This window comes from Mesorhizobium sp. M0051 (assembly GCF_040323235.1).
Lineage (GTDB): Bacteria > Pseudomonadota > Alphaproteobacteria > Rhizobiales > Rhizobiaceae > Mesorhizobium.
Genome location: NZ_JAMYUT010000032.1, coordinates 1 through 26281, shown reverse-complemented (window position 1 = coordinate 26281; position 26281 = coordinate 1). Strand labels below are relative to the sequence as shown.

The 26281-nt window shown below is 60.6% G+C and carries 26 protein-coding genes and 1 pseudogene; 12 read left to right on the top strand and 15 right to left on the bottom strand.

The window, feature by feature from the left end:
* The first annotated feature begins 96 nt into the window (after positions 1–96).
* Both NKJ90_RS26880 and NKJ90_RS26875 read left to right on the top strand, forming a co-directional pair.
* Positions 97–1065 carry an alpha/beta hydrolase gene (locus NKJ90_RS26880; RefSeq protein WP_023758354.1) on the top strand — a complete coding sequence of 323 codons (969 nt, stop codon included), beginning with the start codon at positions 97–99 and terminating at the stop codon, positions 1063–1065.
* Positions 1066–1254: 189 nt separating this feature from the next.
* Positions 1255–1767, top strand: a complete 513-nt coding sequence (locus tag NKJ90_RS26875) for a nuclear transport factor 2 family protein (protein ID WP_023758353.1) — start codon at positions 1255–1257, stop codon at positions 1765–1767.
* Between the two features lie 9 nt (positions 1768–1776).
* Here the strand turns inward: NKJ90_RS26875 and NKJ90_RS26870 are convergent, their stop codons facing one another.
* On the bottom strand, positions 1777–2676 hold the full coding sequence (locus NKJ90_RS26870) for a LysR family transcriptional regulator (protein WP_023758352.1): 900 nt from the start codon (positions 2674–2676) through the stop codon (positions 1777–1779).
* A gap of 102 nt (positions 2677–2778) precedes the next feature.
* Here NKJ90_RS26870 and NKJ90_RS26865 point away from each other — a divergent pair, with 102 nt between their 5' ends.
* The 4 genes from NKJ90_RS26865 (at position 2779) to NKJ90_RS26850 (ending at position 7485) form a co-directional block, all read left to right on the top strand.
* Entirely contained in the window at positions 2779–4236 is a 1458-nt protein-coding gene (locus tag NKJ90_RS26865) for an LVIVD repeat-containing protein (protein WP_352487168.1), read from the top strand.
* Positions 4237–4373: 137 nt separating this feature from the next.
* The gene (locus tag NKJ90_RS26860; RefSeq protein ID WP_023758350.1) at positions 4374–4730 is read left to right on the top strand and encodes a hypothetical protein; all 357 of its coding nucleotides are present in this window, start codon (positions 4374–4376) and stop codon (positions 4728–4730) included.
* Positions 4731–5088: 358 nt separating this feature from the next.
* Positions 5089–6072, top strand: a complete 984-nt coding sequence (locus NKJ90_RS26855) for a zinc-dependent alcohol dehydrogenase family protein (protein ID WP_023758348.1) — start codon at positions 5089–5091, stop codon at positions 6070–6072.
* Between the two features lie 561 nt (positions 6073–6633).
* Positions 6634–7485: a LysR family transcriptional regulator gene (locus NKJ90_RS26850; protein WP_023758346.1), complete on the top strand. Its 852-nt coding sequence runs from the start codon at positions 6634–6636 to the stop codon at positions 7483–7485.
* A 148-nt stretch (positions 7486–7633) separates the two neighbouring features.
* On the opposite strand, the gene NKJ90_RS26845 is transcribed toward NKJ90_RS26850, so the two are convergent.
* The 3 genes from NKJ90_RS26845 to NKJ90_RS26835 are packed head-to-tail and all read right to left on the bottom strand — an operon-like array spanning position 7634 to position 9136.
* Positions 7634–7975: a nuclear transport factor 2 family protein gene (locus NKJ90_RS26845; RefSeq protein WP_023758345.1), complete on the bottom strand. Its 342-nt coding sequence runs from the start codon at positions 7973–7975 to the stop codon at positions 7634–7636.
* A complete protein-coding gene (locus NKJ90_RS26840; protein ID WP_245266513.1) occupies positions 7972–8382 on the bottom strand; it encodes a VOC family protein in 411 nt (136 codons plus the stop codon). Before NKJ90_RS26840 ends, NKJ90_RS26845 begins: the two co-directional genes overlap by 4 nt.
* A 10-nt stretch (positions 8383–8392) precedes the next feature.
* Positions 8393–9136 (bottom strand): SDR family NAD(P)-dependent oxidoreductase, encoded by a 744-nt coding sequence (locus NKJ90_RS26835; protein ID WP_023758344.1) that lies wholly within the window; start codon positions 9134–9136, stop codon positions 8393–8395.
* 132 nt (positions 9137–9268) lie between these two features.
* Between NKJ90_RS26835 and NKJ90_RS26830 the strand changes: the two genes are divergently transcribed.
* A complete protein-coding gene (locus NKJ90_RS26830) occupies positions 9269–10186 on the top strand; it encodes an AraC family transcriptional regulator (RefSeq protein WP_023758343.1) in 918 nt (305 codons plus the stop codon).
* A gap of 236 nt (positions 10187–10422) precedes the next feature.
* Here NKJ90_RS26830 and NKJ90_RS26825 read toward each other — a convergent pair whose 3' ends face one another.
* Complete coding sequence (locus tag NKJ90_RS26825; protein ID WP_023758342.1) at positions 10423–11388, bottom strand: alcohol dehydrogenase catalytic domain-containing protein; 966 nt, start codon at positions 11386–11388, stop codon at positions 10423–10425.
* 96 nt (positions 11389–11484) lie between these two features.
* Between NKJ90_RS26825 and NKJ90_RS26820 the strand changes: the two genes are divergently transcribed.
* Positions 11485–12372, top strand: coding sequence for a LysR family transcriptional regulator (locus NKJ90_RS26820; RefSeq protein WP_023758341.1), 888 nt, complete (start codon positions 11485–11487; stop codon positions 12370–12372).
* Positions 12373–12567: 195 nt separating this feature from the next.
* Positions 12568–12975 carry an aminotransferase class III-fold pyridoxal phosphate-dependent enzyme gene (locus NKJ90_RS26815; RefSeq protein ID WP_352487188.1) on the top strand — a complete coding sequence of 136 codons (408 nt, stop codon included), beginning with the start codon at positions 12568–12570 and terminating at the stop codon, positions 12973–12975.
* Positions 12976–13121: 146 nt separating this feature from the next.
* On the opposite strand, the gene NKJ90_RS26810 is transcribed toward NKJ90_RS26815, so the two are convergent.
* The 9 genes and pseudogenes from NKJ90_RS26810 to NKJ90_RS26770 form a co-directional block, all read right to left on the bottom strand.
* The gene (locus NKJ90_RS26810) at positions 13122–13658 is read right to left on the bottom strand and encodes an NADH-quinone oxidoreductase subunit B family protein (protein WP_023758339.1); all 537 of its coding nucleotides are present in this window, start codon (positions 13656–13658) and stop codon (positions 13122–13124) included.
* A gap of 12 nt (positions 13659–13670) precedes the next feature.
* Positions 13671–15188, bottom strand: a complete 1518-nt coding sequence (locus NKJ90_RS26805) for a hydrogenase large subunit (RefSeq protein ID WP_352487166.1) — start codon at positions 15186–15188, stop codon at positions 13671–13673.
* A 19-nt stretch (positions 15189–15207) separates the two neighbouring features.
* Complete coding sequence (locus NKJ90_RS26800) at positions 15208–16659, bottom strand: hydrogenase 4 subunit F (protein WP_352487164.1); 1452 nt, start codon at positions 16657–16659, stop codon at positions 15208–15210.
* Positions 16656–17318, bottom strand: a complete 663-nt coding sequence (locus NKJ90_RS26795; RefSeq protein WP_023758337.1) for a hydrogenase-4 component E — start codon at positions 17316–17318, stop codon at positions 16656–16658. Before NKJ90_RS26795 ends, NKJ90_RS26800 begins: the two co-directional genes overlap by 4 nt.
* The gene (locus tag NKJ90_RS26790) at positions 17318–18274 is read right to left on the bottom strand and encodes a respiratory chain complex I subunit 1 family protein (RefSeq protein WP_352487162.1); all 957 of its coding nucleotides are present in this window, start codon (positions 18272–18274) and stop codon (positions 17318–17320) included. Before NKJ90_RS26790 ends, NKJ90_RS26795 begins: the two co-directional genes overlap by 1 nt.
* The gene (gene hyfB / locus NKJ90_RS26785; RefSeq protein ID WP_502904949.1) at positions 18265–20286 is read right to left on the bottom strand and encodes a hydrogenase 4 subunit B; all 2022 of its coding nucleotides are present in this window, start codon (positions 20284–20286) and stop codon (positions 18265–18267) included. The genes NKJ90_RS26790 and hyfB overlap by 10 nt, the downstream gene beginning before the upstream one ends.
* Positions 20283–20597, bottom strand: coding sequence for a helix-turn-helix domain-containing protein (locus NKJ90_RS26780; RefSeq protein ID WP_023758334.1), 315 nt, complete (start codon positions 20595–20597; stop codon positions 20283–20285). Before NKJ90_RS26780 ends, hyfB begins: the two co-directional genes overlap by 4 nt.
* 255 nt (positions 20598–20852) lie before the next feature.
* Positions 20853–21599: pseudogene (locus tag NKJ90_RS26775) on the bottom strand (YoaK family protein); the annotation flags it as partial.
* 569 nt (positions 21600–22168) lie between these two features.
* Positions 22169–23569: a Do family serine endopeptidase gene (locus NKJ90_RS26770; RefSeq protein ID WP_023758332.1), complete on the bottom strand. Its 1401-nt coding sequence runs from the start codon at positions 23567–23569 to the stop codon at positions 22169–22171.
* A 546-nt stretch (positions 23570–24115) separates the two neighbouring features.
* Here NKJ90_RS26770 and NKJ90_RS26765 point away from each other — a divergent pair.
* The 3 genes from NKJ90_RS26765 to NKJ90_RS26755 all read left to right on the top strand — a co-directional run bounded on the left by NKJ90_RS26765 (position 24116) and on the right by NKJ90_RS26755 (position 25546).
* Positions 24116–24586 carry an Hsp20 family protein gene (locus tag NKJ90_RS26765; RefSeq protein WP_352487161.1) on the top strand — a complete coding sequence of 157 codons (471 nt, stop codon included), beginning with the start codon at positions 24116–24118 and terminating at the stop codon, positions 24584–24586.
* Positions 24587–24709: 123 nt separating this feature from the next.
* Positions 24710–24952 carry a hypothetical protein gene (locus tag NKJ90_RS26760; RefSeq protein WP_023763183.1) on the top strand — a complete coding sequence of 81 codons (243 nt, stop codon included), beginning with the start codon at positions 24710–24712 and terminating at the stop codon, positions 24950–24952.
* A 279-nt stretch (positions 24953–25231) separates the two neighbouring features.
* Positions 25232–25546 carry a DUF982 domain-containing protein gene (locus tag NKJ90_RS26755; protein WP_023763184.1) on the top strand — a complete coding sequence of 105 codons (315 nt, stop codon included), beginning with the start codon at positions 25232–25234 and terminating at the stop codon, positions 25544–25546.
* 139 nt (positions 25547–25685) lie between these two features.
* Here NKJ90_RS26755 and NKJ90_RS26750 read toward each other — a convergent pair whose 3' ends face one another.
* The gene (locus NKJ90_RS26750) at positions 25686–25937 is read right to left on the bottom strand and encodes a hypothetical protein (RefSeq protein WP_023763185.1); all 252 of its coding nucleotides are present in this window, start codon (positions 25935–25937) and stop codon (positions 25686–25688) included.
* Between the last annotated feature and the right edge of the window lie 344 nt (positions 25938–26281).

Sequence of the window (26281 nt, the reverse complement as noted above, 5' to 3'; positions counted from 1 at the left end):
CGCAAGATCGGATCGGCAAAGCGCAAGGACGGGCGCTGACGAGCGGACGTCATGGCGCGATGCTTGAGGAAATCCTGTCCTGAGGAGGCTTTTCCCATGTCCGTGCTCTCGTCGTTTATCGCCGCGGCGGCTTCGATGTTTTTTGCCGGAGCTGCGCTTGCCGCTGAGGTTCAGACCCGCAAGGTTTCCTTTGACAATGAAGGGGTCGCCCTGATCGGCACACTTTATCTGCCCGCCGATTACCGGCCTGGCGAGAAGCGCCCCGGCGTGCTGGTGACCGGCGCCTGGACATCGGTCAAGGAGCAGATGTCCGGCCTCTATGCCCGAGAAATGGCAGAACGCGGCTACGTGTCCCTTGCCTTCGACTTCCGCGGCTGGGGTGAGTCCGGCGGGACTGCCAGGTTCAGGGAAGACCCTGCGGCCAAGAAGTCGGATATTGTTGCTGCCGGCCGTTTCATGGCGAGTTTGCCTGATGTCGACGCGGCAAAGATCGCGGGCCTCGGTATCTGCGCCTCAGCCGGCTACATGGCGCAGGCCGCATCAGCCAATGCGAACTTCGCCAGCGTGGCGCTGGTGGCTCCCTGGCTGCATGACGCCCGCATCGTCGAACAGGTCTATGGCGGTCCAGAAGGTGTGGCCGCACTGATTGCGACATCGCGACAGGCCGAGGCCGCCGAGCGCAAGGGCCGACCCCGGATCGTCGTCGCCGCGAGCATGAGCGACCGGACGTCGCTGATGTACCAGATACCCTATTACACGGAGAGTAACCGGGGCCTCATCCCGGCCTATGACAACAAGTTCAACCTGGCCTCTTGGGAACCGTGGCTGACCTACGACTCCGTGGCCGTCGGTGCGCAGCTCCACAAGCCAACGCTCATCGTCCACTCGGAAGCCGCAGCGATCCCGCAGGGTGCGCATGCTTTCTTCGCGCTTCTTGAGGGCGACCGGTCCGAACTCTGGCTGGACGACGTCGCCCAGTTCGACTTCTACGACAAGCCCGAGAACGTGACGCGGGCCGCCGATGCAGCTGCGGCGCATTTCAACCGAATCAATAGTGGTTCTTGAAACAGAACTACCCCGGTGCCAGGGCGCTGGGCCTACCTTGCACCAAAGCCGCTGCTCGGGCGGCTGGCGGATTGATGGATGGTAACGAAACGCTTGCATGCAAACAAGGAGGATATTTCCATGGAACCTAATCATTCAAACCCAGCATCGACGCGACCCACTGGAACCACCGGCCAAAGATGTCGTGGAATGAAGGCGGCGTTGCTCGGCGCCGCGCTGCTCACAGTCGCTGGCGCTCAGACGTCCTTTGCGTCGCCCGCCGACGAAGCCCGCATAGCCGGCGTAATCTCCGCCGTCGCCGTCTACGCCGACAATCGCGATTTCCGCCCTCTCGAACGCTTCTTCGCACCGGAAACGACGATCGATTACACGTCCTTGTGGGGTGGCGAGCCGCAGCGCTTTGCGCCCTCGGCGTTGATGGATGCCTGGGCCGACCTGCTGCCGGGTTTCGACGCCACGCGTCATGAGCTTTCCGATATCCAGGTCGAGATCGGCGATGGCGCGGCAACGGCACAAGCCAGTGTCCGCGCAACGCACTGGCTGGGCGATCGCATGTGGGTCGTGGCCGGATCTTACGAATACGCGCTTATCCGCACCGGCAGCGGCTGGCAGGTCTCGCGGATGACGCTTCACTTGGCCGAGGAAAGCGGCGATCGCACTCTCGTCGAAGAGGCTACAGCCAAGGTCGCGCGAGCCAAGTGATTGCCGAGACTACCGCCCACGGCTATTGGTCTGCGTCGTGCTCCGCACGACGTCGAGGAATGCCTTCAGCACCGGTGAGGGCTGTTCGCGCCGATAGATGATGGAGGTATCGATAGCCAGGTTTCGGCCCCGAATTGGACGATAGACCACGCCGGATCGACGCAGGTTCTGAAGGCAGGCTGGCAACAGTGAAACGCCAAGCCCGACAGATACAAGGCCGATGATCGTCTGCTTGGGCGTTGCTTCCCGCACGATCCTTGGGCTGAAGCCCGACGCCCGGCACAGCCCGACGATCTCGTCATAAAGGGATGGATTGATGCCGCGCGGAAATTGAATCAGTGCCTCTGGTGCCAAGTCCGCCAGCGCCACCTCGGCTTCCGAGGCCAACCGATGCGTTTCCGGCAAGGCTACGATCAAAGGTTCGACCAATATGCTTTCGACCTGCAGAGCGTTGTGAACAATAGGCGGATGAACAAAGCCGATATCGAGTTGGCCTTCAGCCACGAGTTTGATCTGACTGGGAATACGCAGGTCCGTCAGGCTCAACTCGACCTCTGGATAGGCTTCAACAAAGCGCTGAACGATTGCAGGCACGACACTGTAGATCGCCGCATCGATGAACCCGACGGACAGATGGCCGGTTTCACCACGATCGGCTTTGCGGGCAAGCTCCACCGCTTGCCCCGTCTGATGAAGCACTGCCCGCGCTTCGTCCAGAAACACACGGCCGGCAGCAGTCAGTTCGACCTTGCGCTTGGTGCGATCGAGTAGGCGCACGCCGATGGCCTGCTCCAGCTGCTGGATCTGCTTTGTCAGAGGGGGTTGGGAGATGTGCAGGCGTATTGCGGCGCGCCCGAAATGCAGTTCTTCCGCTACAGCCACGAAGGACTGCATGAGCTTGTGGTCCATTTCTAGTTTCCCAAATCGAATTACTGCGAGTCCAATCGATATTGGACTGAAAGTATTGGAGCCTGCAAAATCTGAAAAGCCGCAAAAGAAGGAGGCAGGATTTTGAAGAATTCCGAGATTTCACGCCGCCAGATGCTCAAGGTGCCGCTTGCCGGAGCGGCGCTCGCAGCAGCATCTCAATCCGGGCTTGTCTGCGAGGCACTTGCACAGCCGGTTCCAGCTTCGTCGCCGGCACCTTCCGGCGCCTTCGCCCATAATGTCGAAGCGGTTGGCTATACCGATCTCGATCATCGCCCGGCCTTCAAGATGGCGATCAGGCAGGTAGGCGAGCGATGGTATCTTTATACCGGGCACTTCTGGCACTCCGGATGGAGCATCATCGACGTAACCGACCCGGCAAAGCCGGAGGTCCTCAAATTCGTGCCTTATCCCGGCACGAACACCTGGACGCTGCAGATCGATTTGTCCGGCGACACGATGGTGACCGCACTCGAAAAGCCATTCGCGAATTTCGGTGGCGATCCCGATGCGCCGTTCGGAGAAGGGGTTCTGATCTGGGATATCGCCGATCCCGTCAATCCGAAACAACTGAGCCACTACCGAACTGGCGGAAACGGCACTCACCGCAATCTTTATCCCGGCGGGCGCTACGTTCACCTTGCCGCCGGCATGCCGGGGTACAAGGGCAACATCTACGTCATTCTCGATATCTCGGATCGCTCCAAGCCGCGCGAAGCCGGACGTTGGTGGGTGCCGGGCCAGCATGAGACCGGCGGCGAGAGCTTCGCAGTCGCGGAGCCCGCCGCCGACCAGAAGACCTCCGATCGCTACCAGTTGCGACTGAAGCCGCAATGCATGTGCGGCGCCTTCTGCGCCAGCACGGGCGCGGATGTCTCGCTGCACGGCCCGCCCTATGTCACCGGCGATCTCGTCTATTTGCCTTACGGCGCGGCCGGTATAATTGTGCTCGACATCAGCGACGTCTCGCGGCCGAGGCAGGTCGGCGGCCTAAGCTTCAGCCCTCCGTTTCATTCGCGCTTCGGTGTGCATGGCGTGCTGCCGATTCCAGAGCGCGGCATCGCCTTCGCCAATTCGGAGAACGTCACCTATGGACGTGGTCCGATGCATCATGCGTCGATCATCGACATTTCAGATCCAAGCGAACCCTTTCTACTGTCGCTGTTGCCCGAACCCGTGCCGCCGGAAGGCGCTCCCTATTCGGATTTCACAACGCGTGGCGGCTGGCGCGGGCCGCACAACATCAACCACCACCAGCATCATCCCGATGTCCAGAAACAGGGCGATCTGTTCTACATCGCGCACTTCAATGCCGGGCTCAGGATCTACGACGTTTCGAACACCCGGCTTCCGCGTGAGGTCGGCTATTTCATCCCGCCGGAACCCACCCGCCGCTACGGGCCAATGCCCGAAGACAAGCTGGTCCTGCAGACCGAGGATGTCGTCGTGGATCGCCGCGGTTTCATGTATATCAGCGACAAGAATCAGGGGCTCTGGATACTCCGCTACACGGGGCCGAAACCCGATTGTGCCGGACCATGAAGGTGCCTTTCCGATTCAACGGTCGAGGGCTTTGGCAAACGCGGAAGCAGGCACACCTCTCCTCTACGTGCTGCGAATGACTTCGAGCTCACAGCCCGAAATTCGGCTGCGGACTGGCTCAATGCGGCTCCTGCCGCATGATCGTCAACGGTGAGATCGCTGCATCCTGCGTGGTTCTGTTTGAAGATGTCGCCGGCAAATCGGTCGAGACGCTTAGGCCTGAACTCATGATTGTCGTCACTGCCGCGAAACCGATCATACGAAAGCGACAGCCCGGTGCTGTATCGCGTTCGGCCATCCCCCAGTCCATCAAGCGCGCCGGCGGCGCAAGAACGACAATGTATTCGCTGGCCGTAGCGTTCAGCGGCCGCAGGTCCCTTGGCAAAGGCATGGCCGGTATGGTTCCGAGAAGGCCGCCTTCCTCAGCTGGCGTTCGCACGCTCGACAAATCCGTAACCGCCGAGACCGGCGTCACGCGCAAGACGATCGACTAACGAAAGGTCGAGGGCGGGACAGCGGCTGGGACATCGTCAATGCCGAAAGCGAAGAGCTCGAGATCGCCTGCCAGGAAGGTCTGATCCTGCCGCTCGACATCGACAAGCTCGGCGGCAAGGACAATTATGTCCCGGGCGCCGTCCACAAATGCGGCATCGGTGCTGCGACAGCCGCAGCAACAAGTCTAGTCACGGAGTGCCTCCGCTTCGGTCAGCGCTGGTGCGCAAGGCCGCGCTCGGGCCAAACATTTATGTTTGGACGCCGTGCAGTATCGTTAATTTCCAAGCGGCTTTAGACGGGGCAACGTAACTCCGTCAACAAACGATGGAGCATGTCAATGTCCCAATCCACTCTACCATGAATGCGCTGATCTTGGATCAATTCAAGCAGCCGTTCAGGCTGTCGGAAGTCACGCGCCCCATTCCCGGCGATGGCGAGGTTCTCGTCAGGGTCAGAGCGAGCGGCGTCAATCCTCTCGACACCAAGATCCGCGCCGGCGCGGCGGCACATGCGAAACATCCGCTTCCGGGGATTCTCGGCATCGACCTTGCCGGCGTCGTCGAGCAGGTTGGTCCGGGTGTCACCGCGTTCAAACGCGGAGACGAGGTCTTTGGCATGACCGGAGGCGTGGGCGGCAACCAAGGTTCGCTGGCCCAGTTCGCAGCAGTCGATGCGCGGCTGCTTGCACCGAAGCCCGCGAACCTGTCCATGCGCGAGGCGGCAGCGCTGCCGCTGGTCTTCATCACCGCATGGGAGGGCCTCGTCGATCGTGCCAAGGTTTCAGCAGGTCAGAAGGTCCTGGTCCAGGGCGGCGCGGGCGGCGTCGGGCATGTCGCGATCCAGATCGCGAAGGCGTTCGGCGCCGAAGTGTACGCCACTGACGCAGCCGCTAAGAAGCCGTTGATCGAGCGCCTCGGAGCGGTCGCGATCGATTATCGCGAGAAGACGGTGGAGCAATATGTCGCCGAATACACGGACGGTCTCGGCTTCGATGTCGTCTACGACACCGGCGGCGGGGCGGTGCTGGACGCGTCATTCGCCTCCGTGAAGCGGTTTGGCCATGTCGTCAGTTCCCTCGGTTGGGCTAGTCACGCGCTGGCGCCACTGTCGTTCAAGGCGGCGACCTATTCGGGCGTGTTCACGCTTCTTCCGCTGCTGACAGGCATTGGTCGTGAACACCACGGCGAGATCATGCGGGAGGCCACGCGGCTAGCGGAGGCTGGCGAGCTTGTCCCGATCGTCGATCCGCGTCTCTTCACACTCGAAACAGCGAGCGATGCCTACGCAGTCATCGAAGATGGCAATGCCCAGGGCAAGCTGGTCGTTGACATAGACGTTTGATGCGCGCCTCGGAACCTTCGAAGCGAACCATGACGTCTGTGAGGGCTTTGGCCATTTCATGCTTCTCCTCGGCGGAGAAGACGTTGTCGACCAACGTAACGCGAATATAGGGCATGATGTTTTCCTTTTAGGTTCTTGGGATCCATGAACGGAGGCGTCGATTGGGGGCTGTCACGGTCCCGGAACAGCCCGCTGCGACCGTTTCGCGAAGTGGTGTGGGTCTTGATCGAGGAACTCCACACCGATGGCTGGCACATTGGCGGACGTCCGTTCGAAGGTCCGAAGTCTCTGATGGGCATGCTCGAACGAAGCAAGAAGGTTTACGAGTCGATTGACGGAACTCCCGCGACGCGGGAGGAATTTGCTCGGTTGGCCCCACCCATAACTGCGTGACGGGGAGCGTGGGCGCTCAAGAATCCCACAATTCGAGCCGGCGCTTGCATTCCCGGCTCGAAAGTATCGAGCCTCCCATGGCGACCGGTCTCGATCTGGTGCATATGAAATCGCATGAAGTTGAGCGATCTTCGTGAAGGTCCATGCGAACACGTTTGAGTATCAAGGATGGAATGGAGCGATCTGAAGATATTTTTGGCTATTTCCCGCGAGGGCACCTTGGGCGCGGCAGCGCGCCGACTTGGGCAGACGCAGCCGACGATGGGTCGGCGGTTGCGCGCGCTGGAAGAGGCTGTCGGCCATACGCTTTTCCAACGCAACTCCGACGGTTTTGTTCTGACCGACGAAGGTCAAGCGGTGCTCGGTCATGCCGAAAGGATCGAGGAAGAGGCGCTGGCCTTCGAGCGGCAGCTTGCCGGTGCCGAGGCACATCTTGAGGGCAACTTGCGCGTATCGTCGTCGGATTGGTTTGGTCACATCATGTTGGCTCCCGTTCTAGCCGAGTTTGGCCGCCGCCATTCGAAGCTGTGCGTGGAATTGCTCACCGACGCGCGCCTCTACAGCCTTCCCCGGCGAGAGGCCGATCTGGTGTTTCGGATTGCCCCATTCAGCGACGCGGAAGTGATCTCGCGTCGACTGATGCACATTCCCTATGCGCTCTACGGACCTCCAGGCATGGCCTGCCCGATGCTGGGGGACGGTGCGGGCGCGCGTTTGATCACCATGGATATGGCATACGCGGAAATGCCCGACGCAGTGTGGCTTAAACAGAAGCTGCCCAACGCTGAAGTCTGCCTGCGCAGCAACAATCGCGAGGTCCAGGCACAGCTTTGTGCGCAGGGTGCCGGGCTTGCGGTTTTGCCGAGGCCACTGGGCGACCGCACGCCTGGGATCGCAACGATGGACATCGGCGAAACGCCACCCGGCCGGGATACCTATGTGGGCTACCACCGGGACTTACGGCGGCTCGCACGGTTACGAGCCTTGCTCGACCTAGTGATAGACCGGCTCGCAAATTGATCTCTTGTCGATTCCATTCGGTGGTGCATGCCGTTGTCGCGTCGAGCAGACGTTCGCATTTACGTCCACGCCAGCAAGGCGTGGCCCCCACGCTCCAAGGACCCTGACCGGCATATCGCGGCGGCCTTGGCGCGTAGGGTTAGCCGAGTTATTCGAGATCGGCGTCAATGCGAACGATCAGCCCGGCGGCATTGACTGAGATGTCCAGAAGGCCGATCTCGTGACCAAAGTCTCCGGTGAAATCGACCCGCACGCGCGCTCGGCCATCGCCGATGCTCTCGATCGAGAGGAAGCGGGTGACCGTGTGATAGCCTACGAAATACCGCTCGATGTAGTCGCGGACGCCGGCATGACCGTCGAAGCGGTGGCCGGTCGACGGGTCGTCGATCACCGCATCTGGCGTGAACAAGGTCAGTGCCGTGTCGGCGTCGAAGGCGTTGGTTGCCGCGATCAGCGCACCTGCCGCTTTGCGCAAGGTGTTGGTGGTCATCGCTTCAGCTCCGGTGCTGCCAGCTCTTGAAGACGAATTCGAGGCTGTAACCGTCCGGGTCTCTGACCTGCGCCGCATAGTAGCGGGGATCGTAGTGAAGCTGCGGTCCCGGTGCGTGGATCTCGGTCGCGCCGGCCGCCAAGGCTTCGGCATTGGGGGGAATTCACCATCGCTTCGGAATCGTCGACGAAGCCGACATGCACCGCGCCGGGTGTTGCTGTGTCCCGCCTCAGCCAGAAGAACATCCGGCCCTTCGAAACGAAGCCCTTGAGGTCGGGGTGCCCGGCCGGGCCGTCCTTGCCGTCGTAGTCGACGCGAGCGGTGATGCCGAGGATCGGGAGTATCCTCTCGTAAAAGGCGATCGAGCGCGCCGTGTCATTTGCTGTCAGGAAGATATGTTCGAGCATGTGAGCCTCCTCAAATCATATAGCCGCCGCCGATTTCGATGTTCTGGGCGTTGATCCAGCGGTTCTCGTCCGACAGCAGGCCGGCGACCATGCAGCCGATATCGCCCGGTTCGCCGACGCGACCGAGCGCAGTCTGCCCGGCGAGCAGCGCCTCGAATTCTTCGCTGAGGCCTCCGCCGAGTTCGGTGCGGATCGGTCCCGGTGCGATGGAATTGGCGCGGATGCGGCGCTCGCCGAACTCCTTGGCCATGTAGCGGGTCAGGACTTCAAGGCCGCCCTTGAAGGAGGCGTATGGCGCGACGCCGGCGGTCGCCACACGGCTGGTCGCGCTCGTCACGTTTACGATGTGACCGCCATCGGCGATCAGGGGAAGCAGGGCCTGCGTGAGGAAGAACGGCCCCTTGAGATGCACGCGGAACAGTCCCTCGAACTGTTCTTCGGTCACCGTCGCGATGGGGTTGTAGAGCCCGTGCCCGGCATTATTGACGAGGAAATCGAAGGTCTTTCTGTTCCAGGTCTTTGCTAGCGCTTCGCCGACTGCGTCGCGAAACGCAAGGAACGCCGCACTGTCGCTGACGTCCAGCTTTATGGCGACTGCCTTGCCGCCATCCGCTATGATCGCTTTGACGACCTTCGCTGCCGCATCTGGATTGCTGTTGTAAGTCAGGATGACACCCATGCTGCGCCTGGCGCACTGGATCGCGACGCTGGCGCCGAGGCCGCGGCTCCCGCCTGTGATGATGACGATGCTCATTTGGTGCTCCTTGGATTCACTGACCAGGTGATAGCCGCGGGGGATCGCGGCCGCTCGCACGATCCTCTTCGGATCTTGCCTATTTCTGCTTTCCTGTTGATCCGCGTGCATCGCTGTGAAACAACGCTGCCCATGGGCAGGCAGCTTCAGGAACTCAGGCAACTGGCTTCTCGCGCGGAGAACCGCCGCACGGAGACGGGCATTCCGCGTGTCGCCATGGTTCAGGGCGAGATACCGGAACATCAGCTTGCCGCCGTCTACGATCCCATGGTCAATCTGATCCTGAGAGGGTCGAAGACGATGACGGTCGGCGACCGGACGTTCCGCTACGATCCCGCGACCTATTTCGTGATGTCGGTCGATCTGCCAGCGGTTGGCTCCGTGCACCCATCTGAAAACGGAGAACCCTATCTGGCGATCAGTCTGACGCTGGAGCCGGCCATCCTTGCCAATCTGCTGGCCGACCTGCCCAAACCTGCTGGAGGTGAACTCTACAGCCCCGGTTTCTCCGTCGCGCCGGTCACACCGGACCTGCTCGACGCCTGGCTTCGCATGCTGCGCTTGATGGAGCGTCCGAACGAGATCGCAGCCCTGGCGCCTGCCTACGAGCGCGAAATTCTTTTCCGCGTGCTGCAGGGGCCGCTCGGCTGGTTGCTCCGTGATATCGCCACGCCTGACACTGCTCTGTCGCGGATCGGGATCGCCATCCAGTGGATCAGGGGGAACTTCGCCAAGCCGCTGCGCGTCGAGGCTTTAGCGGAGATGGCGGCTCTCAGTGTTTCCGCGTTCCACCGCCATTTCAAGGCCGTGACGGCGCTCAGCCCGCTGCAGTACCAAAAGCACGTGCGCTTGCTACACGCCCGATCCCTGCTCATTGCCGGAGAAGGCAACGCCACTTCCATCGCGTTCGGTGTGGGTTACGAAAGCCCAAACCAGTTCAGCCGCGAATATGCTCGTCAGTTCGGGTTGCCGCCGTCGAGAGATGTTGCGCGATTGCGCCAGAAAGGCCCACGCAACGCTGAACATTTGCTTGCGATCAGCAATGGATAATAATCGCGGGGCGAACTGGCGGACGACGAAGGACGACACCGTCGACAGGGCTTCAATTCAATCCTGCTCCGACATGGAGATGACATCCTTGTCGAGTCGCATCTTTTTCCGACATTCAAAGTGGTGCGGGATAGGGGAGGGAACAGCATGCTTCGGGCGCCTCGCATAGCCGAGGATAAAGCAGGGTACCCGCGGGCTGCGTCTTCAGATGAGTTCGACATGAGTTGCTCGCGCATTCAGACCAGCACAATCTTGCCTTCGCCCGCGGACTTCGCCGCGTGTTCGATTGCGGCGCCGAACTGTTCCAGCCCGTAGCGGGCGACGATGGGCAGCTTGCCTGGATGTTCGGCAAGCAGCGCCCAACATTCTCTTGTCGCCTTCGCGAGGGTCTCCCTGCCACCGTTGCGCTGCCAGGCGCTGATCGCGAAACCCTGCCACCGCAGGGACTTGTAGAGCAGGGTCGAGGCCTTAACTTCAACCGGCCGGTCGTCCAGGACTCCGTAGGAGAACAGCGACCCTCCGGGAGCAATCCGTTCGATGAGCGCGAGCGTATCGGGGCCGCCGACCGGATCGAGCACAAGGTGATAGGGCTCCACCTTGCTGAGGGTTTCCGCAATGCTGGCACCGAGTCCGACAGCTCTGTTTTCGGCATCAAGAAGACGGTAGCCCGCGCCCTCGCGCACTAGGCGTTCGACAGTCATGCCCCGCGTGCTTGCCAAATGATCGGCGACGGCGGCAACCGCGGAGCGCGCCGCAGTGAGCAGAACACGATGGCCGGGCACCGCCGGAGCCAGGTCCAGCATGCCCCAGGCGGTTAGCGGGTTGAGCGGAAACTGACAGACCACCTCATCAGCCAGACGCTCGGAGAGCTCAATGGGTACAGCATGCACCTGTTCGATCGGAACGGCGGCGTATTCGGCCCATGCACCGGGGCTGCGAAATGCCACGCGACACCCGATCTCGATCTCGCGGACTTCGGCGCCGACTTGTTCGACGATGCCGGCACCGTCGTATCCGGCAACCTGCGGATAGACGGGTTTCGTGCCGTATTTGCCGGCGATGAACAGCCGGTCGGCCGGCTGGATCACACGGGCGGTAACGCGCAGCAGGACCTGCCGAGGACCGCACGCGGGCTTCGGCGCCTCCCTGTAGCGAAGAACATCTTCGGCCGCGCCAGCCCGATCGAACACAATCGCCTTCACAAGGGTCTCCTTTGGCAAATTTCGCGACAACCTAGGCGCGGCATGCTATACCGAAAAGGACTTTCTTGATATGAGTTCAGATCAACATGGTATGAGATGGATCTGCGTCATTTGAGATATTTCGTCGCGGTTGCGGAGAACGAGCTTGTGACAAGGGCTGCGCAGCGCCTGCGCGTGTCGCAACCGCCGCTGAGCAGGGCCATTCGGGAATTCGAAAGCGAGTTGGGCGTCGACCTGTTCCGGAGACAGAAGCAGCGCTTGACTTTGACGGCCGTCGGCGCGGTGCTGCTGGATGACGCGAAGGCGATCCTCAGTCGGGTCAACGGCTTCAAGCAGCGAGCCCAATCGCTGTCATCCGGAGAGCAGGGTCGCATACGGGTTGGATACGTCGATGGAGCCATGCAAGGAGGCCTTCTGTCGAAGCACCTGCGGGAACTGCGCGCGCGCTGCCCGTCGCTCGCCGTAGATCTCGTACCGCTCAATAGCGAACTGCAGCTAAAGGCGCTCGCGGATGGAGTGATCGATGCCGGGATCGTCTACACGCCACGCTCTGAAAACGATGATGTTGTGGTTCACAAGCTGCTGGCGGATCGCCTTCTCCTAGCACTGCCGGTGGACGACAGGCTGGCTGGGAAGCGGCAGATCCGGCCGCCCGATCTGGACGGGGCGGCATGGGTCGTTGTGCCACGGGAAGAGGACACCAACTGGCAGGTCCGGTTTGCTCAGCAATATGCCAGCGCCGGCTTTCGGCCCGAAATTCGTTACGAAGTGTCTCAGCTTTCGGCGATGCTTGGGCTGGTCGAGGCCGGCGTGGGCCGAGGCTTCGTCCCCGCGAGCGCCACGCGGGCGCAAGTACCCGGCGTCAAATTCCGATCCTTGTCGTGGTGGACCCATACGGTCGATTTCTGGCTCGCTTGGCGCAAGCAGAACCCCCCTCCAGTCGTTCGACAGCTATTGCTCGCCAATCGAATTTCGGCGGAGTAAACGTTTCTCTAAGCGCGCCGACAGACAAGCTGGCTCGACCCAGTTCCGCGCTGCTTGCGCCCAGATCTCGCCACACGCGGGTATCGCCACGATTTGCCGTCCAGCGCATTCGGTGCAATTTGCATTCATGAAGATATCCGGCCCCGATCTCCACTTGTTTCGTGTCTTTGAAAGCGTGGTTCGCAATGGCGGCATATCTGCAGCACAAATGGAGCTGTCGCTCAGCCAGCCAACGATCTCCTCCCCCAGATTGGTCATTGCCATCCGCATGTGGCGAGAGCGATCTACCGCCAGGCCAGCGCGCTGAACACCAATACGCGCTACATGTGCGACGTGGCGGTCGAGTACGCAGCGCGCCTGACCGCCGACCTGCCTGATCACCTCGACACCTGCATCTTCGTCAACTCGGGCAGCGAAGCCAACGACCTGGCGATGCAGATAGCCATGTTGCTCAGTCGGCATGATGGCGGCTTGATTATCGACCAAGCTTACCACGGATGCACCGAGCTCACGACGGCGCTCTCCAATGAAAGCTGGCGTCCAAAGGGACGCCCAACACCGCGGAAGTGGACGTTTTCATCAGCGCTTTTGACGCCAGCTTAGCGCGATGATGAGTCCGAAAACACCGCCGCCGACCCAGCCGATGGAATGAAGTCGTTGCAGGCGTCGCCAGCAGGCGTTCTATGACAGCCCTATGCATTGGACACATGCAGCGACAAGGCCAGCCTGGTAAGCCTCCACATCGATATTCAACTTCGGGGACCACTCTTTGAATTCACGCCCTCAAGCAAGGCGAGCAGGCCTTTCAGAATTTCGATTGGCGGTGGCGGGCACCCCGGAATGTGCAGGTCGACGGGCAGAGCCTCCGACACGCCGCGCAATACGGCATAGCTGCCGGCGAAACAGCCGCCGTTCCTGGCGCAATCTCCGAGTGCGACCACCCATTTGGGATTGGGAGTTGCGTCGTAGGTTCGCTTCAACGCCTCTCGCATGTTCTTGGTCACGGGCCCGGTGACGAGCAGTACATCGGCATGGCGAGGCGATGCGACGAAGCGGATTCCAAAACGCTCGATGTCATAGAAGGCGTTGCTGAGAGCGTTCATCTCAAGCTCGCAGCCATTGCAGGAACCGGCATCGACTGCCCGGATCGACAGGCTTCGCCCCAATCGTTTGTGAGCAGCGCCATCGAGCGCGCGCGCGAGTTCATCGACCGCCGTGTCGCTCGCCGCCGGCGGACGCTCTGTCAGCGGCGGACGTATCAGGCTTTCAAAAAGCAGCTTGCGCATGACAGCGTACCCTCAGAGATCGTGGCCTGAATAAGAGCAGTTGAAGGATTTGTTGCACAGCGGGAAGTCGGCGACGATGTTTCCTTCGATCGCCGCTTCAAGCAGAGGCCATTGAAACCATGACGGATCGCGCAGGTGACAGCGCTCGACCAAGCCGCCTTTGCCGATACGCAGCCAGGCCAGAATGTCGCCCCGAAAACCCTCGACCAGCGCCATGCCCTCGCGCGGCCCGTCTGCTGCGGCGAGATCAACGCGGATCGGACCGCCGGGCAGCCGCTCCAGGATTTGCTCGATGAGCGACAGGCTCTGTTCGACCTCGCGGATGCGGATCCAGACGCGGGCATTAACGTCGCCCTCCTTAAGGACAGCTATTTCGAAATTGAGTTCGTCGTAAGGGGAGTAGCCCGGACTGCGCCGCGCGTCGAAGTCGCGACCAGAGGCGCGACCGACATAGCCGCCGGCTGCGTATTGCCGGGCAAGCTGCACGTTAAGTCGGCCGGTTCCGACGGTCCGGTCCTGCAGCGAGGCAGTGTTGTCGTAAAGTTCAATCAGGTGAGGGAAGCGTTGCCTGATCTCCGCGATCACCGACCGAACCGCGCGCGCTCCCTCCTCGCCTAGTTCGCTTGCCACCCCTCCGGGTACGATAAGGTCGCGCACCAAACGATGGCCGAAAGCAGCATCGCTTGCCCGCAATACACGCTCGCGCAATACCCCGCAGTGGGCATGCATGATCGCGAAGGCAGCATCATTGCAGATGGCGCCGATGTCGCCCAGATGATTGGCCAGGCGCTCCAACTCGGCCATGAGCGCCCGCAACCAGACCGCACGTGATGGAACCTGGATACCCAGCGCCGCTTCGACCGCGCGGGCAAATGCAAGGGAGTATGCCACGGTGCTGTCACCCGAGATTCTGCCCGCCAGCTTACCGGCGCGATCGATATCGGACCCCGCCATCAGACCTTCTATGCCCTTATGGGTATATCCGAGGCGCTCCTCGAGCCGGACGACCGTTTCGCCGCTCGCCGTGAACCGGAAATGCCCCGGCTCTATGATGCCGGCATGCACGGGCCCGACCGGGATCTGATGCAGGCTTTCCCCCTCGGTAGGCAGGAAGGGGTAGGGGGACGCTGTCGGGGCAGATGTCCGGACACGGGTGGCCAATGGATAGCTGACACCCCAGTGGCCATGGTCAAGCCACGGTCGTGTATCGGGCGCGCCTTGCGGCAAGAGCCCAAACAGGTCAGCGGCCGCGCGTTCGAGGCGCAACGCGGGCGCATGTAGCCGGCCGACCGACGGGTAGCGGCCATCCCGGCATTCCAGGCTGACAACGCCGATGTCCTTGGCATTTTCATCGAGAAGCGCCATGTGGACGGTGATTGGCTCACCCCACAGACCAAGCAAGCTCCAGTGACCCTCGACCAGTTGCTCGATGGCAAAGCTCCATGTTCTCGGGGTCGCCACAGCACGCGGCCACGGGGCATGCTTCTCGACGCGTTGGCCAGCGAGAATGAAGTCGATCAGTGCGGGCATGCTTTTTCTTCCGTCCGCTTCACCCCAGGATACTTGCGACATGCTGGAACCATGTGACCAGTGGAGGCGGCAGATAGATGCCGGCGGCAAACACCAACGCCAAATGGGAATACATCGGAACGTAGGACGCTTTGGCGGGCGCGGTGCTGCCGTGCGGTTCGCCGAAAGCGACGCCGGTCAGTCGAAGCAGCAAGGCTCCGAAAGCGAGCAGAATTCCGAATACCAACGGCATCGCCAAAAGGGGGTGTCTTGCAAATGTCGAACTCACGACCAGGAATTCGCTCATGAAGATGCCGAGCGGGGGGAGGCCGGCAATGGCGACGACGCCGATGACGAGCGCCCAGCCAAGCCCTGGATGCGTCTCCGTCAGTCCCCGGATCTCCGCTATGTTTTGCGTCCCCTTGACCTGTGCAATATGTCCGACCGTGAAAAAGATCGCCGACTTGGTCAGGCTGTGCATGACCATGTGCAGCAGGCCGGCAAAGTTGGCGAGCGGGCCACCCATGCCGAAAGCGAACACGATGATGCCCATGTGCTCGATCGAGGAGTACGCGAACAGGCGTTTGATGTCGCGGCGGCGGTAGAGCATGAAGGCTGCGAAAACAAGCGATGTCAGCCCCATCGTGATCATCAGTGGCCCAGGCGCGATTGCTTCTGGGCTTGCCGCGAGCAGCAGCTTGAAGCGCAGAACGGCATAGAGCGCGACGTTCAGCAGCAAGCCCGACAGCACTGCGGAAATCGGCGTCGGGCCTTCCGCATGCGCATCGGGCAGCCAGGCATGCAAGGGCGCGAGCCCAATTTTGGTGCCGTAGCCGAGGAGCAAGAAGACAAAAGCAACGTTGAGCAATGCCGGGTCGAAATGCGCCGCGTGCTCGATAAGCACTGTCCAGACCATGGCATTGGTGCCCTCGCCGACAACCGGCTGGGCGGCCATGTAGACGAGGATGGTGCCGAAGAGGGCAAGTGCTATGCCGACGCTTCCCAGAATGAAATATTTCCAGGCGGCCTCCAGTGCTTCATGCGTGCGATAGATGCCGACCATGAGCACGGTGGTCAGCGTGGCAAGCTCCACCGCCACCCACATCAAACCGATATTGTTCGACACGAAGGCGAGGTTCATGCCGAACATCATGATCTGGTACATTGCGTGGTAGAACCGCAAATTCGGCGCGGTCAGTCGTCCGGTATGCAGTTCGTGCGCAATATAGGAGGCGCTGAAGACGCTGGTCGTGAAAGCTACGAACGTGTTGAGCACGATGAATACGATGTTGAGATCGTCGACGAGCAGATACTGGCCGGGCTCTGGTCGTTCCATCACGAACAGTGACAGCGCGGCGAGCAAGGTCAGGAAGCTCGCAGCGACATTCAGGCCGGCCGTCAACCGATAATTCGGCAGCGCCGCGAAAAGCGCGGCCGCGACGACTGGTATCACCAAAATGGCGGCCACGGCATCGAAGGAAAACGCGGTCATCGGCGTTCGCCCCTATAGTCGTCGAGCGCGCCGACATCCACCGAGTCAAACCTTTCGCGGATGCGAAACAAGAAGACGCCGATGACGATGAAGGCGATTAGGATCGAGAAGGCGACACTTATCTCGACGACCAGCGGCATGCCCTTGGCTCCCGTGGCGGCCAGCACCAGGCCGTTCTCGAGCGACATGAAGCCGACAACCTGGCTGACGGCATTACGGCGAGTGACCATCACCAGAAGCCCCAACAATATGATAGACAGCGCGAAGGCCAGGTCCTCACGGGCGAGGGGGTCAGCCTCGGGAGTGACCCGCAGCATCAGTACCATGGAGAGCGTCACCAGGCCTATTCCGGCAAGCATGGTCGGACCGATGCCGACGGCGGTCTCGATGTCGCGATGGATGCCGAGCCGCTGAATGATGCGATGAAGCCCAACGGGAATTACGATCGCCTTGAAAACGAGAGCGATCGCCGCAGTGACATAGAGATGATGGGCGTCCTGGATGTATGCCTGCCAGGCCACGGACATGGCGAGGACGATCGCATGAAGCGCAAAAACGTTGATCAGAGCAAAGAGGCGATCCTGGTACAGCATCATGAAGCTGACCAGCACTAGGCCGCCGGCGAGCAGGTGAGCGATGTCGAAGGTGAGGCTGTGCATCACAGGCTCCGCGAGACGAACAGCAGAAGCGTGCCGAGCAGGGCCAGCATCAAAGCGGCACCGAGGAAATCCGGGACGCGGAAGACTCGCATCTTGGCGATGGCAGTCTCAAACAGGGCGAGGAGAGTGCCGCTGACGGCAAGTTTGCCGATATAAAAAACGACGCCCAGAACATAAGATCCCGGTCCGGCTCGGGCGGTCACCAGCCCCCAAGGCAGAAAGACGCAGGAAATCAACGACATATAAAGCAGGAGTTTGAGGAAGGCCGCGAACTCGATCATCGCCAGATGTCGACCCGAATATTCCAGCACCATCGCTTCATGAACCATGGTGAGTTCCAGGTGGGTCGATGGGTTGTCCACCGGTATGCGGGCGTTTTCGGCAATCGCCACCATCACGAGAGCGATGAGGGACATCCCGAGCGATACGCGCAGGCCAACCTGTGGCGAGCCCATGAAGGCAGCGACTGTGGACAACTGCGTGGCGCCGGCGACGAGCGCCAGGCTGAACACGATCAGCAGCATAGCGGGCTCGGCCAGGGAAGCGATCATCACCTCGCGGCTTGCGCCGATGCCGCCAAAGCTCGTACCGACATCCAACCCCGCCAGCGCCAGGAAGAACCGTGCGCTTCCAAGCAGTGCGACGATGGCTATGAGATCGGCGGTCCAACTGAATGTGAGGCCGGTGGCGAATGTCGGGATGAGTGCGGCGGCGACCCAGGTAGCGGCAAAGATCAGATAGGGTGTCACGCGAAACAGCCAGGATGCATTATCCGCCAGAACGACTTCCTTGCGCATCAGCCGCAGGAGATCGCGGTAGGGTTGGATCAGGGAGGGACCCTGGCGGCGCAACAGTCGTGCCTTTACCTTGCGCACGAAGCCGGTCAGGAGCGGTGCCAGCAAAAGCACGAGCGTCATCTGCGCACCTTGGACGCCCAACTCAAGGATCAGGGCCATAGTGCGAGCACCAGAAGCAAGGCCACGAGAAAAAGAAAGACGAGGGTCAGGTAACGCCTGATCGTCAGGAACTGCAGATGGTTGAGGTGCTCGGTCGCAAAGTCGATGCCCCTGGCGATGGGCTGGTAGACCACCTCCCAGATCACATCATGCATTTCGACATTCAAACGAGATGGGCCGATCTCACCAGGGGCCGGCATTTCGACCGTTTCCCTTGCCCGGAATACGAATGTACCGAAGACGCGGCGGATCGGCTGCGCGAAGCTGACGGCCGTGTACTGCGAGCTTGGAGTCACATCCGGAAAACCACAACCCCAGGCCGGACCCCGGCGGAGTGCATGCGACGCGAAGCGATGGATCACATATGCCGCGGCGGAGGCGGAAAAGGCGATGAACAGGAACACCAGCAGGCCGTTGTAGGAACTGCGGCTTGCTGCAATCGGCACGATCGACAGCCAGGCCTGCGCCATCTGCACAGGCATGCGGCTGCCAACCAGCGGGCGCGTCACCGACGAGAGGCCGTCTATGACTAGACCTGGAAGGATCCCTGCAAACAGGCAAAGTGCCGCGAGGGCGAACATTGCCGCCAGCGAGTACCGATCGACCTCGTACGCGCGTTCAACTGCGGCCGAGCGTGGCCTGCCGAGGAACGTGATCCCGAACGCCTTCACGAAGCAGGCCGCGGCCAGTGCCGCCGAGAGTGCCAGCAGACCACCAACGGCAGGCACCATGACTTTCAGCCCCCATTGTGGCAGATCGGGACTCTGCAATATGGCTTGAAAGGCCAGCCACTCGGAAACGAACCCGTTGAAAGGTGGAAGTGCCGAGATCGCGACGCAGCCGACAAGAAAGGCAAAACTTGTTAGGGGCATGCGATGTATGAGCCCGCCAAGCTTCTCCATGTCTCGCTCGCCGGTTGCCGTCAGCACGGCGCCCGCACCGAAGAACAGCAAGCTCTTGAAAAAGGAATGGTTGAGGACGTGGAACAGCGCGGCGGTGAGGGCCAATGCTGCTGCCGATGGCATCGCGTTCGCCTTAAATGCCAGCGCCAGTCCAAGGCTTACGAAGATCACGCCGACGTTTTCGATGGTGCTATAGGCAAGAAGCCGCTTCAGGTCCTTTTCCATCAAGGCGTAAAGGATGCCGAGAACCGCCGTCAGGCCTCCGAGAAAAAGCACTGCAACGCCCGACCACCATGCCGGCTCACCGAGCAGATCGAAGGTAACGCGTATGAAACCATAGATGGCCACCTTCGTCATGACGCCGCTCATCAGAGCCGAGACGTGGCTTGGCGCGGCCGGGTGAGCGAGTGGAAGCCAGACGTGTAAAGGGACCAGTCCCGCCTTGGAGCCCGCGCCCAGCAACATGAGCGCCAGGACGAAAGTTGCGACGAAAGGGGTGGGAGCGGCAGCACGCATCGCTTCGAACGTGTAGTTCCCGCCAGGGCCCGACAGGAGGCCGAATGCAAGCAGCAGCGCGAGTGTGCCGAAGCTCGCCATCACGAGATAGATGTAACCCGCCCGTGCATTGTCCTGTTCGCGATGGTGCGCCATGACGAGCGCCCAGGAGGCGAGTGACATGAATTCCCAGGAAAGCAGGAAGGTGAAGGCATCGTCGGCCAACACGACAAGATTCATTCCTGCGAGGAAGGCCGGGAAGAACGGCAACACCCGATGTGGCGCGGATTCATGCCTGCCGTATCCGAGGCCGTAAAGACTGGCCATGGCGCCGCCGAAGTTGACGACGACGAGGAAAAACATGGAGAGCGCATCCAGGCGGAAATGAGCGCCAATCCATGGCAACCCAAGAGGCAACGCGGCAGTCGATGGAGTGACGGGATCATCGAAGATGCGGCTGGCGAGAACCAGGAGCACAGCCGCCGATATACCGAGCGTCAAGCTGTAGATCAGGTGTGTTCCCGAGCCCGACCTGCGGCTTTCCGCAATCGCAAGCACCGCAGTCCCCAGGAGCGCAGCAATGCTCCATAGGAGGACCGCGGCCCCTGAAATCACGCCACGCTCCTCACGGGAATTTTGGCATCCGCATCGACCCCGCCCAGAACCTTGGCAGGGTCAAAATCTGCCTTCAGCCGCACGCCGCGCCCGCCCGTTTGGCTAGAGGCGCCTTCGGCAATCAATTCGACGCCGGCGAGATCGAGTGCCCCGATCAACTTCATGAGGGAATCGACATTGCCCCGGATAATCGACTCGCTGGCTTCCATGCGTTGAATTGTCGGCACGGAGAGGCCGGACAATTCGGCAAGCCTGCGCTGATCGATGCCAAGGAGTGCCCTCGCAGCACGCAACTGTGGAGCGGTTATCACGGTCGCATCCCCTCTTACCCAGCGTTGAGATATTATCTCTACGAGTTGCAGCATATATTAAAATGTAGAGCATTCAAATAATGATGCGTGACGCATCTGCCTTGGCCGCTACGGCCTTTGTGCGAAGCGCCGCATGACGAAGCCCCATTAGGTGCTCACAGAACAAAGTTCGTGAAGTCGGTGCGGCAGTGCAGCCAAATCCGGCACGCGGCAAAATCCGGCATGTAGCAAAGGTCTGTCGAACTACGGCCAGAGCCGCCTCATGCGAACGGACACATCCTCCAGGACGGGCATGGAGGCAAGCACGAGGAGCATGGCCGCGAGAAATAGCGTCACTGCAAAACCGACGTGTTTGAAACCCACGGCGCCGATGATGCCGCCGATAAAGAACAATGAAACAAGCGACGCTAGCAGCCTCAGCTTCCTTCGATCTGCTTTCACGAACAGTTCGTCCGAGTCATTGCCTGGGATGTTCCAATAGAGCAGCTTGCCCAGTTCAATGCCCATATCAGTCACCAGGCCAGTGACATGCGTCGTCCGAATTCTAGCTTCCGACAGCTTGGTGATGATGGCGTTCTGCAAGCCCATGATGAAGCAAAGCAGCATCACCGTCATTGGCACAAATAGGGCTTCATGGCGGGCAAGATGGCTGCCGAGCAGGCCGAAGCAGATCAGCAGGATCGCTTCCAGGACCAGCGGAAATGCATACTCGCCCTGCAGGCTCTGCCGCCTTCCCCAATTGACCAGGACTGCCGAACAGGCGGCACCAGCGACGAATGACGACAAGGCCCCCAACCCGGAAAGCGCGAGTTCGACGTTGCCGAGCGCCAGATGATCAGCCATCGAGGAAACGATGCCGGACATGTGGGACGTGTACTGCTGAACCGCCAGAAAGCCGCCGGCATTGGCCGCCCCTGCGACAAAGGTCAAGAAACGGGCGAGATGCCGATCGGTTCTTTCGCTTCGTTCCTTTCCGGTCAATCGGCGTAGATACATGATCATGAGCGAATCTTGCCTTTCCAAGCGGAGAAGCAGGACCGCAAGCTGACGTGCTGGGAGAGGCTCATTGGTGTTTCTGGAAGGAAAGGAGGACGAAGGACGGTGAATGCGTGGCGCCAAGCGCTTTGTACGATCTAGTTTGGCCTGCCCAACAGCGTTTCCGGGTGCCGGAATCTGACGCCGCGGGCGGCACGAAGCTGGGAAGCAGTGATCATTGAGGTGTGGTGTCTGATATGAGAAATGATATTCAGCACGGTATCATTGGAGTATGAAACATCAACACAAATCGAAAAATAGTGATCGCCCGCACTCGGCAATCCGCCGTCACCTCGGCAGCGTCTCGACGCAAGTCATGGAGCAGGGCCTTTGCTCGGTTTTGACCGTCCGCTTGAAGGTGATCGAGGAACGAGGTCAGCGGCAGCCTTGATGCGTATCCCAATCTTTTGGGCAGATCGCGTACTGGCTCAGAAGGCGCGACTTATGGCGCCGTCGAACCCGATACTCCGTCAGGCACCTGGCACTCGCTCGGACTTGGCACAGCAGTCTACGCAGCAGTTCTGACGCATTGTACATCAGGAGGCCCCCAGGGCTACGAAAAGTGATTGTCCCTGCCTGTCGATGCGCAGCAAAATTGGTTTGTTCTGCTGACGGGATTTCGACCACTCTTGCTGGATATCCGAAGGCTGCGTCACATTCCGGTTGTTGGCCGAGACGATCACGTCGCCAGGCCTCAGGCCGCCTTCCGCGGCAAGGCTGTTGGGTGCCACTCGCTGGATGTACACGCCGGTCGTGCCCGGCTGTAGACCCAGTTGCTGACGCGCCTCGTCCGGGATCGGGCTGAGCGAAAGTCCAAGGTGTTGGTCTGCGGCCGCGGGGGGAGGAACAGCGCCCGTCTGCACCTCTTCGTCCTTGCGTTGACCAACTGTCAGGGCCAGTTCCTGCGGGCTGCCATCCCGGATTCTAGTCAGCGTCGCCTTTGACCCTGGCTTCTGATTTGCTGCTGCAAGAGTTAGATCGTGAACACTTTGAATGTCCTTGCCGTTGAAACGGGTGATGACGTCACCCGACTGTAAACCTGCTTTGTCGGCCGGACTGCCGGGCTCGACGGAAGCAACCAGCACGCCCATTGGCCCTGGCATTCCAAGAGCCTCGGCAATTGACGGCGAGACTTCCTGGAGCCGCACTCCAATGAAGCCGCGTTCGATGCGGCCGGTGCGGATCAACTGGTCGACGACACTCTGGGCAGTTCGCGAAGGCACGGCGAATCCGATGCCGATGCTGCCCCCGGACGGCGAGACGATGGCGGCATTGACCCCGATCACTTCGCCGCGCACGTTAAACAACGGTCCGCCGGAATTGCCCCTGTTGATGGAGGCGTCTGTTTGCAGGAAATCATCAAAAGGCCCGGATTGGATGTCGCGTGAACGGGCAGAAAGCACACCAACTGTGACGGTTCCGCCGAGCCCGAATGGACTGCCGATCGCGATTGTCCAGGCGCCCGGCTGCATTGCGTCCGAGTCGCCCCAAGCGACTGTTGTCATGTTGGGCCGCGGCTCAATCTTCAGCACGGCGATATCCGTGGCCGGGTCCCGGCCTACAAGGCGAGCGGGCTTAGATTCCTTGTCGGAAAACAGGACGTGAACTTCGGTAGCGTCGGCGACAACATGATTGTTGGTGACAATATAGCCCTCGGGGCTGATCACGAACCCGGAGCCAAGGGCTTCTCGTACCTGCGGTTGGGCAGGTCCCAAGCCGCGACTATCGAACGGGTCGAGAAAATCGTTGAGTGTTGTCTGGTCCTGGATAATCTGTCTCGTCGTGATCGCGACAACTGCCGGCAGCTTTTGCCGCACGATTTCGGTGAAATCGTTCGGGATCTCCTGAGCTACGGTCGGAGCAAAGTCGCCGACCGAGAGGATCAGCGTTCCCGCCACGAGCCCAGCCCATAATTGCTTCTTCGAAATGTAGGACATGATTGGTTCTCCTGCCCGGGCCGCCCCGGCGCCGCTGCGTGACTATGCCCCTACGAACGCAAGAACTGCGCACGCTGATTGTTTCACCGGACCGAAAAAATGGCGCTCAAAGGGCTGAAATCCTGCGCCTGAAACCTACCTCGGCCATTGAAAATCGATCGAAAACGCCAAAAATCACACCGGTTCGCGAAAGCTGCCGATCCACGACAACAAAGGAGATTGTTCAAAGAGGCGGATCATCGCGCTCTTCTAGGACGTCAGCAGAGTCCGACCTGAATGGAGCGCATCGGGCGGTAATCGACTCGCGAAATACGGTCAGCCGGCATCGGCGGACCGTTCCGCCGGCGGATCCTTCTCACTCAGCGGCAAGTCACGGCGCGGGAAGCTACCCGCCACGTGAAAATTTTCCTATCCTCTTGAAGGCGCAGGAACGGATTTTTAGATTCATGTTGGCCGGCCGCCAAAAGGGGCCGGCATGAGCCGAGGAGGCGCCAAGCCTTTTTGGCACCTTCTTGTAAACCATGTTGCTCAAAGGAGGATATGGCTATGAGGACAAACCTTGATTTTGCCCCCCTGTTCCGGTCCAGCATCGGCTTCGACCGCGTCTTCGACATGCTGGAAAATGCGAGCCGCGTCACTGCGACAGACAATTGGCCGCCCTACGACATCGCCAAGACAGGTGAGGACGACTATCGCATCACCATGGCGGTTGCCGGCTTCTCGCAGGATCAGCTGACAATCACTCATCAGCCTAACCTGTTGGTTGTGAGTGGGTCGCAACCTGGCGAGGACAATGGCCAGTACCTCTATCGCGGCATTGCCGGGCCCGCTTTCGAGCGTCGGTTCGAACTGGCCGACCATGTGAAGGTCGTCGGCGCCGGCCTGGACAATGGGTTGCTGAACATCGATCTCAAGCGCGAGCTTCCCGAAGAGATGAAACCGCGCCGGATCGCCATCGCCGGCAGCACGGCAAAGGCAGCGCCGCGACAGATCGAAGCCGAAAAGAACGCGGCCTGAAGTCAGCGTGAATCAGAAGCGACAGGCACCCACTGACGCATAGAGCAGGCCGGAGGCGGCACGTCGCCGTCTCCGGCGCATCCTTCGCTCCATCGGAGAGACGAATGATGCAGGTGCAAGCAAGTGAAGTCGCTCGAGTCCAAGCACGCGAACGAGTCGTGGAAAATTGCCGGCGCGGATCTTTCTGGAACCGGCTTCAACTGGCCTTGCTGCGGGCCAGCGACGCCGCTGCTTTGCGAGCGTCGCATCATGGGCCAGCGTTGGCGGAACCTTGAGGCGATTTATGCATCGCCGATCGAGGTGGTGATGAGTGAGCGTGTTTCAATCGCTGACAACCCCTTCACTGCCGGACGCGATCAGCCCTGACGAGTAGACGTTTATCGACACATTGCGCCACAGCCTCACCGTGGCGAACGCGCGAGACTTGATCATTATCCCGCCCTTGCTTGCCATGCTGGCCCTGCGCTCGCAAGGCGCCTTAAGATTCTGGCTGTTCGTCTCGCCATCTCCTCTTGAACTGAAAAGAGGCGATTCCGATCTTTTCCACAGCTGCCGCCTGGTCTGCCGGGTTCGTCGGCTTACCCCTCATCTTGGCGACAGGACGAGGCAGAAATCGGTTGGCGCGCAATTCGAAGGGAGGTCATTATGGAAAGTGAGATGTTCAAACATGCGATTTTCGTACGGGACGATACCTTTGCTCTCCGAAAGATCGTTTGTCTCATGGATGCGATAGAGTTTCTGGAGGAATGGCCGGTCGAAAGGCGAGGCCTCCTTCACGCGGCGGCATGTGACACTTGCTACGCTGCGTATGATGGTCGGAAGTCTGTCGAGTCGGCGCACAAGACGTTTACGGCTTGGGCACGCAGGGTCGGTGTGATCGACAATGTGCCTGTGGCGCCGCACTGGATGACTGGGCCGAAGATTGGCGGCGTAAATCAGCCTATGGATATTGACGGCTAGCCCGTCATCCAGCGGCTAAAGACGGGGGCAATTCGAATCGCCGCCCGATGCCTCGTCATGCGATGGCAAGGCTCGCAGAGTTAGGGGCTCACGCGAAATCGGGATTGGTCTTCGAAAAGCTGTAGCCGGCTTCTCAGAATTAATGGCTGCCGCCGGGATTCCCTTGGGCCGGATCCGCCAGGTCTTCGTCAGGTTGGATCAGATCGATTAGATTTGCCATCCGTGTTCCTGGCAGCGGTCGTCCCTCGCTCATCAGCGCCTCATCGGCAAAAGCCCAGGCCCATGCCTCTCTTAACTCCTCGAGCGAAGCACCGGACGCAATGATTTCAGCAATCGTTGCGTCGTCGACGCGTCCGAGGATCGAGAGAACGTCTTGGCGTGTCATGCTCATCCTTTCCTCCGTCCGAAATGCTAGCGAAGCAGATGGTGTTCGAAGGACTATTTGCAAGAGGCGTCCCCCGGCTTTACGCTTGCGACGGCGAGTCCGGAGCAGAGATGGCATAGTGGGCATGCAGCCAACAGTTGGACCTGAATCTGACAGCGAAGCGCCGGCTGCCGCCCTCCAAGTCCGCCGCGCCCTCCAAGTCCGCCGCGAGAGACTGGCGATACGAAAGTTCACCCAGTAGCAGCGGCGATCATCCCCTTTGACTGCAGGGCTATCGCATATGAGTAAAGAGGCTAAGCAGGTTTTGATCGGCCCATCGTGCCTTGAGTCGTTTGTGGCTGAGCGGGATG